Annotated in this window: 6 protein-coding genes; 1 reads left to right on the forward strand and 5 read right to left on the reverse strand. The window is 66.3% G+C overall.

All coding sequences use genetic code 11. From position 1 onward, the window contains the following. Positions 1-30: 30 nt before the first annotated feature. The 5 genes from GKS42_RS26200 to GKS42_RS07220 form a co-directional block, all read right to left on the reverse strand. The gene (locus GKS42_RS26200) at positions 31-627 is read right to left on the reverse strand and encodes an AbiTii domain-containing protein (RefSeq protein WP_210769328.1); all 597 of its coding nucleotides are present in this window, start codon (positions 625-627) and stop codon (positions 31-33) included. 29 nt (positions 628-656) lie between these two features. Continuing rightward, entirely contained in the window at positions 657-1829 is a 1173-nt protein-coding gene (locus GKS42_RS07205; protein ID WP_154793220.1) for an ATP-binding protein, read from the reverse strand. 120 nt (positions 1830-1949) lie between these two features. Further along, positions 1950-2735: a hypothetical protein gene (locus GKS42_RS07210; protein WP_154793221.1), complete on the reverse strand. Its 786-nt coding sequence runs from the start codon at positions 2733-2735 to the stop codon at positions 1950-1952. After that, a complete protein-coding gene (locus GKS42_RS07215) occupies positions 2728-3378 on the reverse strand; it encodes a recombinase family protein (protein ID WP_154793222.1) in 651 nt (216 codons plus the stop codon). The genes GKS42_RS07210 and GKS42_RS07215 overlap by 8 nt, the downstream gene beginning before the upstream one ends. A gap of 603 nt (positions 3379-3981) precedes the next feature. Continuing rightward, positions 3982-10779, reverse strand: coding sequence for an RHS repeat-associated core domain-containing protein (locus GKS42_RS07220; RefSeq protein ID WP_154793223.1), 6798 nt, complete (start codon positions 10777-10779; stop codon positions 3982-3984). A gap of 1444 nt (positions 10780-12223) precedes the next feature. On the opposite strand from GKS42_RS07220, the gene GKS42_RS07225 reads away from it, so the two are divergent. Continuing rightward, entirely contained in the window at positions 12224-12844 is a 621-nt protein-coding gene (locus GKS42_RS07225) for a hypothetical protein (protein WP_154793224.1), read from the forward strand. The last annotated feature ends 222 nt before the right edge of the window (positions 12845-13066 follow it).

Consider the following 13066-nt stretch of genomic DNA (forward strand, 5'->3'; position numbering starts at 1 on the left):
AGTCCCTGGTTGACCGCCTCTGGATCTCCGTCACGCAGCCTGTCGCTGATGCTCTCGATTTTTTGGAGTGGATCGCGACCTGCTTGTACGAAGGGCACCATCCACGGCGATCTGTGTGGCACTGAAGAGCGACTCCTGAAGTTCGCTGAAGAGCAACTCATGGTAGATCTCGGTCACGTACCCGTAGACCGCAGCGATGACAGCCGCGCGTATCGCCGAGACTGTTCGTAGAGTTGCAGCGGCTCCTTGAATCTTTCCGTCATGGTTTCCGGACGCTGTGATGATGTAGTCACCTGAGTAGTTGCCGCCGCCGCGCAACGCCTGAAGAGCGCCTTCGGCTGATCGGATCTGAGCTTCGACCTCGCCGATCGAGTACGTCCAGAGCGTGTACTTGCCGTCTTCCTTCTCCTCGGCGATCCGGCCAGTGCGCCTAACCCATTCTTCTGGGGCACTACCCTTGTAGCCATCGCGTTCGAGTGTCACGAGGGTATTGAGGTATTCGTGCCCGGTTAGTCGGGCGAGTCGACTGGCCTTGAGCACCAACTCTGACGAGTTCAGCCGGCCGAGTTCGATGTCGGTGATCAGGTCGTAAGCGAGGGCGCGTGCCTCGTTCTGGCGGGTGCTCAATCGGTGTCTCCGGCTTCTGTTCGCTTGCTTCAGGTCGTCTCGGCGGACTGGCGGCGGATGAAGCTCGCCATTCCGGGCACGGTGTAGGAAACGCGGCCGTGCTCGGGTGCGTAGATGAGCCCCTTCTTGATCAGGGTGTCCCGGGTGGGGCTGAGGCTGCTGAGGTCCCGTTCCAGGCGTTGCGCTACGGCTGCTGATCGGGTTCCCGCCTCGCCGTCCTCGGCCATGGCCCTTAGATAGTCACGCTCGGCTCGTGTGGCACGGTCCCAGCGAGCGGGGAAGAAGCCCTGGTCGAGTTGCGCCGTTCCTAGAGTGATCGCGAGGTGTGCGTCCTCGAGGGTGAAGGTGGCGGTCGGGGCGACGTCCCAGATGGCCTTGCCGTACTCCTGCAGGAAGTAGGGGTAGCCGCCGGACGCTTCGACGACGTGGTCGAGCGCCTCTGGCGTGAAGCCTGCGCCCATCATACGGGCAGGCTTGAGTAGGGCATCTGCGGCGGCGGTGTCAGAGAGTGCGCCGATCTGTCGGTACTCGAAGAGTCGCTCGGCGTAGGACCGAGCGTCGGACAGTACCGAGGGAAGGTTGGGCAGGCCGGCTCCAAAGATGTAGAACGGCCAGTCGTTCTGGCCGGCTGCGTGCTGGACGGCCAGAAGCGCGACGAGGAGTTCGCGGTCGAGATCCTGCATCTCGTCGATAAAGAACGCCAGACCCAGACCGTCTTCACGGAGAGCTTGGGCAACGTCGGAGACCATCTCTTCTAGGTCGATCTCGAGGACGCCGGAGTCAGCTCGGCCGGGCGCCCGCTCCACACCGATCGAGACCCCGGTGAGGCCGAGGGTGGCAGAGAACGAGCCGATCGAAGCCAGAGCCTTCCTCAGGCGTCTACGTTTGGCTCCGGCGGCACGCGCCGCGATCACCAATTCGCGAGCGAGTTTCGTCCTGACCGAAGCGCGGCCCGAGTCGGTTGGTCGTGCTTCGATCGCAACCGCGAGCCAGTCCATTGTGCTGGCCCGTTCCTGGAACGACTTCAGCAGCACGGTCTTGCCGACGCCCCGCAGGCCGGAGAGCACCATGCCACGGTTGGGTAGTCTGCCGCGCGTGCGAGCGACCGTGGTGTCGAAGGCGGTGACTTCGTGCTCTCGGCCCTCAAGAGCCTTCGGGCGAAGCCCCGAACCAGGGGCGTATGGGTTCGCGTCACTGTCCACATAGGACACTATACGGTTCTATAGGGATGACTCCTATAGTTGCCTATAGTTGGGTAGAACCCTCCTTTGGGGGGACTAGATACTCCGATATGTCCGGCACCGTCGGTGGGTGCGAACAGGTCAGTACTCAAACACCTTGCGTGATCGCATCCAGCCCCGGGGGCCGTAGTGGAAGAGGTCGCCGGTGGACCAAGTACTCATGAGCCAGACATTTGTGAGCGTGCCGGGCAGCGTCAGAACCGCGCCTGGCAGAGGTGCATCGGACCGCATCAGTCGGTCCGCAACGTCGAAGGGCGCGGTCGTGAAGCCAGGCAGTAGGACGAAGAGATGCTGCTCGGAGTATCCGGACGCACTGAGTTTCTGCAGGTTGTGTTGCTGCGCGCTCCCGCGGATCCAGTCCTCGAGCCAAGGGACTAGCGCGTCGGCAGTACTTACCACCAACTCAGACGTCACCTCAGGCGCCTGCTCAATCGTCACGTAGATGCTGCCCGGAAAGTTGGTAGCGCGGCGGGCCGCCGACGACACCCCCAAACTCCGAAGTTCCCCGATCACCCTCTGGTAGTCGTGATGTTGCTGCTCGTCTTCGAGGAGTCGCAGAAGGTCGGGAAGTTGGTTCTTTAGCCGCTTCGCACGACATCGTGGGCTCACCTCGATCGACCAGCCGCCCTCAAGGTTCGGCTCGATCCAACGTTCGTTCGAACCGTTGATCGAGTTCCATAGTTCGATCGACTCGGCGTCGGCTGCTGCTGTGACCTCGCATGCCCCGAATGGCACGGAGTCACGAGCGAGCGTTAGGTCGTGCATGCTCGGTCGTGAACCGTCGTCGTGTTGGCTGACGCTGACACCCGGCAGAGCAGCCTGGAGGCATGCACGCACCCAACGCTCTTCGCCACGAAGCTCAGGCATGGGCAGGGTGGCGCGTCTGCAGTTGGGACCGTTCTGTCTTGCCCGCATTCTCCGGCTGTGGTCGCATGTTGCTCTTGTCGCCAACGTTGAGGTCGGCGCGGTTGAGGGCCCGATAGATGGTCGCGCGGGAGACGTCGAAGGTGCGGGTGAGGTCGGTGATGGATTCACCACCGTCGCGCAGCGCGCGGACCTGGCGGACCTGGTCCTCGGTGTGCCTTGGTGGCCGGCCGGTGTGGCGGCCACGGGCCCGGGCTGCCGCCCGAGCGGCGGCGGCGCGTTCGTGCATCAGTTCGCGTTCGTACTCGGCGAGGGCGGCGAAGATGCAGGCGAGCATGCGCCCGGTCGGGGTGGAGTAGTCGATGCCCTCCCGTACAGAGCGCAGCATCACGCCGGCCTCGGTAAGGGTCTCGATGGTGCGGATCACCCCGGTCAGGGACCAGCCGAGCCGGTCGAGGGCGACCACGACGACGGTGTCCCCAGGACGGACGTAGTCCAGGAGTTGGGCCAGGCCGGGCCGGTCCTCACGCACTCCCGACATGGTGTCGGTGAAGATCCGTTCGCACCCCTGGGCGCGGAGCAGGTCTTCCTGGGCGGCCAGCTGTTGGTGATCGGTGCTCACCCGGGCGTATCCGACGACGGTCACCTCATCAGCGTCACAGAAGTCGGCTCAGCAACCATGGTCGACCCGCCGAGATTCGCACTGACTTGTGAGTCCCAGATCCGGTTCGATTGCGTGTTGTCCGGTGTCTCACCGGCTGGTGTCTCAGAACCAAGGAATCAACCCGGGGCTGTCCGCGTTGAACAGTCGCCTAGGGATTGTCGGCGCGAATAGTGCACCCCGGCGCGGTGGCGGGTGTGTGCCGCTAACCTTCTGGAGAGTCTCGGATGCGATACCGGCTAAGTAAGAGCTGAAGTTGGTCCGGGGGAGGATCACAGATGTCATACGCCTGGCCCGAGTCCAGGGTCAGTATTCTACTCTCGAGCCACCTGAGATCATACTCGCTCTCGACAGACCAAGCGCTGGGCCACTCAGATGGGTCCTCAATGTCAAACAAGTAGGTCTCCCAGTCAAGAGCTTCGCGCTCAACCTCTGTGTGTGTTCGCCTGTCGCGCTCAATCTGGGGCGAGACTCGCGTCGCGAGGTAGCCACGAACGGTCCCGTTTCGACGCAACTCGAAGACGTTGTTCCGATACGGATCCCATCGCGGATCCAACTGCATTGGGACTCTCTTCCAGGGCCTCATCATCACCACCACCTCGACCTATGCTGAACGTGCAGGTTAGAGTATCGATGGTTTCCGCGGTTCTGATACGCAAAGTTGGATTGCCAACGGCGCTGGCTGTTGCTCCAGTGCGCAGTTCGATAGTTCCTGGCTGCCGTTGACCCGTAAACCCGGGCATTCCGATACGTTGAAGGTACAGATCTTAAAGTCCGTGACCAAATTCTACCCGCAATGGCCGCAGTCGGGCGAGAGGCGCGTATGACAGCGTTTGTCCTATTGAGGTAATAGGCGGCGCGCGCCGCGCGCACAACGCGGGCGATGCGAATGGCCCATGCCACCGCACCGAGTCCCGGCACAAAAGCGAGGGCGGTTAAGGCAATGTCTACTCGGTTCTGATAGACCCAATTTCCGACAGCTCGCCAGTTGATTTTGCCATCTAGGTCGGAGGAATTGACGGGGTCGTGCGGATAGGTGTACGTGGTTGTATTGCCGCCTGCGATGGGATCGCGACTTGTGAAGAGACCGGTGACTGCGTTGTAGAGGCGGACGCCCATGAGGGTGAGGCCGGTGGAGTCGAGGGCGCGTTCTTGGGCGCCGTGCCATTGGTAGGCGATGGCTCCGGTGGTCATGTAGGCGGTGTCGCGGTTGTTGCCGTATTCGTCGGTTCGGGTCCAGCCGGTGGCGGGGGTGGTGGCGTCGCCGGTGGTGGGGATGGTGATGGTGGTGTGGATGGTGCCGAGGGGGTCGGCGATGGCGAGGGTGGGGGTGTTGTCGGTGATTTCGAGGGAGAGTCCGCCGCCGATGGCGGGGATGTAGCGGGTGGTGCGGGTGTTGGTGAGGAATGTCAGGGTGGCCCAGGCGGGGTTGTCGCTGGTGTCGGTGTAGTGACGTTGGACGTTGGTCTGGTTGGTTCCGTTCCCGGCGATGGCGGTGCTGCGGCGGCCTGCGGGGTCGAGGGTGTAGGTGGTGATGGTCCCGTTCTGGGTGGTTGTGCGGACGAGATCGCCGTCGTAGTAGCCGATGGTGAGGTCGCCTGCTGCTGTGCCGGCGGGGGTGTCGATGCCGGGGATGGTGGTTTGGCGGCCGAGGTTGTCGTAGGTGTAGGTACCGGTTGTGTTGGCGCCGGTTTGGACGCGGTCGGCGCTGTCGTGGGTCCAGGCTCGGGAGGTGGCTTCTGTGGTGGTGCAGGGTGCGTCGGGTGCTGCCGTGGTCGTGTTGGCGGTGGTGCGGTTGCCGTTGGGGTCGAAGCTATAGGTGCGGGTGGTGCAGGTCTCTGCTGTGCCGTCGTTGATGGTGTCTTCGACGGTGGTGAGGCGGTCGGCTCGGTCATTGCTGAAGGTGCGGGTTCGGCCGGCTGCGGTGTCGCCGATGATGTCGCCGTCGGCGTCGTGGGTTTGGGTGAAGTTGAACCAGTTGAAGCGCTCGGTCGGGCCGTTGCCGGTGTAGGTGAGTTCGGTGAGTTGCCCCGCGCGGTCGAAGGTGTGGACTTGGTGGATGTTGCCGGGCAATGTCTGGAGCGTGAGCTCACCGCCCGCGTCGTAGCCGGCGCCGAAGGCCAGGTTCCCGCCGGTGTTGGTGACGACCATTGCGGTTGGTAGGCCGCGGTGTTCGGTGTTGCCGTGGGCATCGGTGCCGTCGTAGGTGTAGGTGAGGGTGCCGGTGGGGTCTGTCGCGGTGGCGATCTGCCCGGCGGGGTTGTAGGTCGTGGTGGAGGTGGCGTTGTCGGTGTCGGTGTAGGTGACCGTGCGGCCCCAGTTGTCGTAGCCGGTGCTGATCCGCCCAGTCTCGGTCACGCCATTCAGCGACACGGTCGCGGTGGCCAGGCCGGTGGTGGGGGAGTACTCAGTCTTGGTGATCGGCAGTGGGGTGGAGCCGGTCAGCCCAGTGGTGGCGATCTGGGCGGTGAGGGTGCGTCCCGCGGTGTCGGTGGTTGTGGTGGTGGTGCGAGTGGTGGCGCCGAGGGTCTCGGTGATGGTGCGGGGTTGGCCGTAGAGGTTGTAGCTGGTGGTGTGGACGGTCGCGATGGTGGGTGTGGTCTCTGCGGTCCGGATCAGACAGAGCAGGCCGGCGTAGGCGGGTTGGTTCCCACACCCCGGATCGGTGCTGTTCGCGGCGGTGGTGTAGTAGACGGTGAGGGTGGTGCCGGCGTCGGTCCCGGTCGAGGCCGGTTGGCGCACCTGGATCGCGTGGCCGGCACTGTCGTAGGCCGTCCGGGCGACGATGTCGGGCTGCCCGGAGCCCATCACGGTCGTGGTGGTGGTCGCCATCGCGAGGGTCCACCCCGACGTCGTGCCGGTGGTCGAGGTGCCGTCGATCGGGTCATACCCAGTCAGTGACTCGGACAGCACCGGTTCACCGGTGGCCACCGGCGTCTCGGGGGATGAGCTGCCGGTATCGGGTGCGGCGCTGGTGGTGGTGACGGTGGTGGGTAGCCGGTAGGGGACGCCGGTGGTGGGGTTGACGCCCTGGTTGGGTGCGCCTTGGTCGTAGTCGGTGTGGGTGTGGACCCGCACGAGTGCACCGTCGGTGCCGGCGGGGGCGGCCGGTGCCCAGGTGTCGGTGACGAGGGTCCCTGCCGGGGTCAGGACCGTCCCGACTGCGATCGTGCCGCTGTTGTGGGTGATGGCGCTAGTGGCGGTGATCTCAGGGTTGTACCTGGTGATGGTGGCGTAGGAGTTGACATCGACGGTTTGCCCGGCGCCAACGAGGGTGCGGATCTGGTCGATCGCGCGCTGGTCGAGGGTGCGGATGACGCGGCCGCCGGTGTCGTAGTCGGTGGCGGTGAGTTGCCAGTTCCCGGCGCCGTGGGCGGCGGTGTTGAGGGTGTAGCCCTTGGCGTCGGTGTAGAGGAGGTCGGCGTAGGGCCAGTCCGCTGCGGTGATGGCGGTGGGGTTGTGGGTGGTGACGGGGTGGTCGGGGCCGAACACGGCTGCCCCCCAGGTCGGGGCAGTCTGTTGCTCCCAGACGCCGACACCGGCGGCGCTCATGTCCGGTAGCCCGGTGGTCGCGGTGGTGGGGTTGATGCCGTAGACGAAGGAGGCCTGCGGCAGTGGCGCACCGGTCCCGGTTGCTGGCGCGCGTAGGACTTGGGTGAGGCCGTGGGTGCCCTGGGAGGTGGTGGCGTAGGTGAAGGACCACGGTGCCAGGCCGGGTTCGGTGAAGGTCGCGAGTTGGGGTGCCACGAGCCCGGTCGGGATCGGGTTGTAGGTGTAGCTGGTGGTCAAGGAGGTGCGGGGGTCGGTCGCTGTGGCGAGCCATCCTGCGGGGGTGTAGGCGTAGGTGGCGACCTGGATCGAGTCCATCCCGGCGCCGCCGGTCTTGTCGGGGTTGTAGGCGTCGTAGAAGACCGCGGTCAGGCGGCCGAGGTAGTCACCGGGGGTCCCGGCGGTCGCGGTGGTCGCGGTGGCGTAGACCAGGCGCAGTGCCCGGCAGCCCGGGTTCAGGGTGCCGTTGGCGGGGCAGGTCACCCCGTCGGGGGTCGGGGCAAGGATCCGGGTGATCCGCCCGGTGGCGTCGCGGGTGAACACGGTCGTGCCCACCGCGCCGGCTTGGGCGACCGAGACGGGGAGCCAGGTGATCGCCGCGGACGCGGTGTAGGTCTGGGGTGTCCAGGTGGTGACGGTGCCGTCTTCCTCGGTCAGGACCAGCTGGGCGCTCGCTCCGGTGCCGGTGCGCTCCAGGCGTGCCCCGAGGGCTTGGGTGTCCTCGTCAACAGCCGTGTAGGTGCCGGGTTTGTGCCAGGTGTTCGTGCCGCCGGGTTGGCGCCACACGAACGCGGCCCCGTCACCATCGATGAGCGCGAGGGTCCCGTCGATCCCGGTGCTGTCGGCGACTTCGTATCCGGCGCCGCCCCAGTCTGATCCGTCGAGGTTGGCGACCCAGCCGGGTCCGAAGACGCTGTTGGCGGTGTTCGCGGGCCCGGCGTAGGTGGCGTAGGTGCGTGAGATCGACAGGGTGTCGGCCGGGGTGGTGATCGAGACGTCGGTCGCGGTGGTGGTGAACTCCCCAGTCCAGAGGGCGACGCGGCCCGGGCCGGCTTCGGCCTCGGGGAAGGAGTCGCCGAAGGCGTGCGGGACCCGCAGCACGGACACGTGGGAGGCGTGCCCGTCGGTGTTCGTGGTCCAAGTGCACCTCGTCACCGAGGTCGCGGAGTAGGCGAAGCAGACCTGGACGTCGATCAACGCCGGAGTCCGGGCCGATCCCATCGTCGTCGCGGCCGCGGCGGCGGAGAACAGGGTGTTCACATTGACCGCGGTCCCGGCGCCGACGGCGGGCAGGGTGGTGGCCGCTGTCCATCCGGAGGTGGACCCGACTGCGGGGTTCCACCCGGCCGCGTTCGCTGTCCCGGCGGGGCGCCAGTAGATCGTGGGTGTGACTGTTCCAGACCCTGCGGAGGGGGCACCGGCGGTGATACGGAAGGTGTCGGTGGACTTCGCCCCGCTGGTGGGGGAGGTCATCGCCGCGGCGCCGGTGCCGAACGTGAACATTGTCGAGGTGGCCGAGATGTTGCCGGCCCGGTCGATCGCCCGGACCACGAGGGTGTGTGCGCCGGGTGCGACCCACGACAGGGTCGCGGTCCTGGTGGACCCGGTGCCCGTAGCCGCGACCGAGGTCCAGGCTGTTCCGTCGCGGGAGTACTCGAACCTCACCGTGTCGGTCGAGGTCGTGGTGAAGGTGAACGTGTTCGACGCCGGGGTGGTCTCGACCCAGGCCCCGCTGGTCAGGTTGTTCGCACCGATCGTGGGCGTGGCCGGTTTCGCGGTGTCGACCACGAATGTCCACGAGGAGTCGCTGGCCCGGGTCAACGCCCCGTCATGGGCCCGCACGACCACGGTGTAGGTCTGCCCGTTCGTCAACGCCGGTGTCGCAGTGGTCGGGACGAAGTTCGAGTAGCCACCCGATGCCACGTACGGCCCGGCCAGCTGGTTCCACACCGTCGTGGACCCGGTGGTCACGGTGTACAGGGCGCGGACCTGCCCACCATCGGGGTCGGAGACCACCGACCGCAGCGTCGGGCGGGCCGTGTTCACGTACAGCACCCGGTTCGGATCGGTGGCGCTCGGGTAGTAGGTGGACTGTCCGCCGGCGTGGGAACGACCGGTCGGGACGTGCGGGTAGGAGTTGTATGTCACCGACAACACCGGCACGTTCGACCCGTTATCGGCGGAGTAGAACCGCTTCCACCCACTGTTGGAAGTCTCGGACACGGCCCGCAGCCCGATCGTGGTGACCCCGGTGGAGTGCTCGGCCGCATACACCATCGCACCGGTGAGGGTGATCGCGGTGCGGGCTGCCGGGCACGACGAGGAGAACCCGGCCGTTGCCGTCGAGGTCCCATGCCGGGCCAACCACGTCGGCTGCGCCGTCCACCGCGTCGCCGTGGACACACCCCCGGTCAACCACGCCTCCCACCCGGTCGCGGTGCAGGAGTTGGAGTGGAAGGAATACATCGACAACGACGCGGCCGAGACCACCCGCCCGGCTAGGGAGGCGGTGTTGAAGTTCAGGAATGACCGGGCCACGTGGGCACCGGAGTCGTAGGTCCCGACCCGGACCTCGGTCGCTCCCGAGTAGTCGCTGGTGTTCCCGGTCTGCACATAGGTGTCGAACCCGACACTCAACGAGATCGAGGGGTCCACGACCACTGGGAACTGCGTGGCCGGGTCGCCCAGGAAGTCCTCGTCGGGGGCCAGGGTCACCGTGGCGCTCTGACCGTCGACCTCGGCCGTGCGGGCGACCTCGACTGCCGCCGACAGCGGATCAGCATCTAGCGCGTCCGTCACTGGGGTCCGCGTGCCGCCTTGGTCAGCTGGCTCGTCGGCGGTGTCCTCGGTTCCGAAGGTGGCCCAGTCGCTGACCGTCTCCGGGAACACCCCGCCGGGCTCCTCCGCCGGGCGCTCCACGGCGAGGGGGAAGTCCATGGCGGCGTCGGAGGTCGCGTCCCACATCAACGGCACCCCGGATGTGGCCACGACCGACTCATCGGCACCTGTGAGCAGCAGTTCTCCGCTGGCGGTGGTCTCGATGGTGCCGCCGTCGCTCGTTCCCACACCCATGTCGACTTGCGCCAAAGCAGCGCCGGCGTCGGCGTTGGCGAGGACGAAGAACTCCTCGAACCCGGTGTTCGTGGCCTCGACCACCAGGTCCACGCCCTCGAGCACGTCGGCGTACACCGCACGGCGGCCCTGCAGCACCGGCACCGGCAGTTCCCCACCGCCCCAACCGGTCGTCATGACCTGACCCGAGACCGGGTCCGTCAACGACGCCAACACCACACCCTCGCCACCGGCGCCTTCGCCGGCCGCGGGAACCGGGGCGGCCGGTCCACCGGCCAACACCAACCCGGCGAGTTGGGCCCGCGGACGCACCAGCCCGTCCTCGCCGACCACCAGGGTCAGGTCGACCCGAGCCCAGTCCTCGACCGCGCTCCCATCACCACCGGTGGGCTGTGGCACCCACACCGGGCCCGCCCCGACCCCCACATGCCATTGTCCGTTCGGCAGCGCCCACGTCGACGAATCGATCGTCCGCGCGGCCAGGTCCTCGATCGGGCGGCCCTGCGCCTGCGCGGTCACCATCGCCGTGATCGCATCCGGCGCCGACGGCGGACCATCAGCAACCGGCCCACGATCACGGGGTAGGCCCTCCCGAACCACCGGCCCGGACGGCTCGGCCGCCGCCGGCATCCCCTCGCCGACAAGCACGACCGACGCGACCAGCGCCACCGCGACCGTGAACCGAGTCCACCGATCCGGCGAACCGAACCACGACCACACGCCCCGACCCGATCCAGACGGCACAAAGGAGACGTTCTCGTCCACGAGCAACCACCGAAGACTCAGGGACCCACCTGCGTGGATCCGACCAACCAGCTGCCGAACCCTCCCCAATGGGAGCCCGACCCCAGCTCGCCGGCCACAAGAGCCATTGATGGTGCACGAAACATACAGACCCACGCCGGGTACCTGTCAGCCGAACAACGGTCACAGATTGATAACGAAAAGATCTGCGTCGCGCTCATCGCCAGGGTGCTCGGCGACGTGGCATCCTCGATGTCTCGAGCACAAATTGAGGCGCAACGTCATACGCCTTCGCCAGGGTGACGTCTGTCGACTCGCTGAACTGGGCCGCTTGTCTAGGGGCGGGGGATGAGTTGGGCGGGGATGAGTTACGGCTGGCGCGATCTCGGTGATGGTCCTCGAACGGAACGGTGTGACGGGTGCGGTTTCGATGCGCGCCGCTCGCCACCCGATCGTGAGCTGGACAAGGTCCTCGTCCTGCCAAACGCTGAGACCGTGCCACCGAACGCCCGAGCCCCGAGATCTGGTCGGCGCTCGAGTTCCGCACCCACTGCGTGGACACGGTCGGCGAGACCATTGTGGTGACACGAGAAGGCCGCGCAGAACCACAGGCGCGGGCTCGCGACGCCGAGGATGCGGCGGCACAACTGCGTGGGCTCCTCCGGGAGGCCGCCGACGGGGACGCCTACCGCGAGATCGAATTGGTCGGGCCCGGTCCAGTGACGCCCGCCTGGCTGCTCGCGCATCTTCGGCACGACCTCGAACACCATCTCCTGGACATGGGGCGTGGACACGCGCGGCTCGATTCGAAGGAGCCCAGGGTGCGAGAGTCCAGCGATAGCGGGCCTGACGACGTGGCGTAGGGAGTGCGGGAGTCGCCTGGACAGCGACGTTGACTACCTCATCGCCGGCTGCCCATGCGGTCTGTTGGTGATGGAGAACATCGATAGCGGTGAAGTTCGATAGCAGGCAGACCGCTGGAAGGACTTCATCAACCTGCAGCGAAGGTGCGAGGGGTCTGTGCATTGGCACAGGTGGTCAGACGGAGTTCCCAAGGGTGGCCGTTCCACATATTCTGTGGGTCTGGTGCACGTAGATGGCAAGTTCCACGAGCCGGCCGAGACCGTCAGCATGTGCGATTCTCGGCGCGACGCGCAGGGCGCGGCACGCCGAGCGCGACCGGCACGCCGGACCGCCTACCCATACTGTCGCCGGCTCGACCTAGAATCGTTCCCGGTAGCAGGAACCTCTTGCAACCCGAAGCGGGCCGAGTGGCGAGTGGTAGCACACTCGATCATCTCGACCCGCTTGGACAACACAACCCCAAGCGAGATCAGTCGCGCTTGTGAGGTGTCGGTTCAGTTCTTGGGAGAACTTCGTATCGACATCATTGCACGGCCTGGTGGCCTTGGCCCACGGACGTGCCGCAAAAAGTGACTGCTCTCACAGCCCCTCAGGAGGCACAGTGAATAGCACTCCGCGAATCCGCGTAGGCGAGTACATCGGCTACATCGCCACGCCGGACTCCAAACTGCGGGACCGGGCACGCTTGCTCCGCGATATCAGACCCTACAACCCTGGCTCAGACCACTGGTTCCGAGTTCGAACTGCAGTAGGCAAGGACCGTCGAACGACGCGCGACGGTCAGGCCGTGCATGCTGCAGCACTCAACGCGCCCAGCCGACGCGAGGCCAACTTCCGACGGGTCGCCGAGACCTGGGACACCATCGTCAAGCGGTGGCGCCGTCACGAGCTCGTAGCAGTCGATCCGGTCACCATCAACATCGGTGGTACCGATGTCGCTGTCCGGCCGACATTCGCCGAACAAGATTCCTCGGGTAACCGGGAAGTCGTGATCGTTCGGTTCTCAGTCACCGCCCCGCTCGATGTCGACAAGGCGAACAAGATCCTCAGGCTCGCGCAACGGGCGTACCCGGGCGACACGATCGTGCTGGCGGATCTGCCGAGTGGGGATAAGGCCTACACCGCCGGGCCAGCTCGTGACCTCTCGCGATACGACGAGGCGCTGGAACGCGACGGCTTGCACATCGCCAGCATCCTCGCCACTGCTGACGGCGCAGCCTAGGGCGAAGAACCCGCCCTCGCCGGCCAGATGTCGAGCGAGGGCGGGCGACTCGCGTTCCGCGGCGTAGCGGCCGCCGAGGTACCTGGCGGACGTGTGTGAGCCGGATCGGTGTACCTCGGCCATGGTCACTGAACCTGGCGACGGACGCCCGGGGATTGCTGCTTTGCGGGGTCGGTCGGTGAGTCCTCAATCGTGTTGGCGGTCTGCTCGGCGAGGCCGCCG

It is taken from the genome of Occultella kanbiaonis, assembly GCF_009708215.1.
Classification (GTDB): domain Bacteria; phylum Actinomycetota; class Actinomycetes; order Actinomycetales; family Beutenbergiaceae; genus Occultella; species Occultella kanbiaonis.

Bases quoted from the DNA above. Each gene is read 5' to 3' on its own strand.
- GKS42_RS07210 (WP_154793221.1), bottom strand. From the start codon at position 2,735: ATGCCTGAGCTTCGTGGCGAAGAGCGTTGGGTGCGTGCATGCCTCCAG.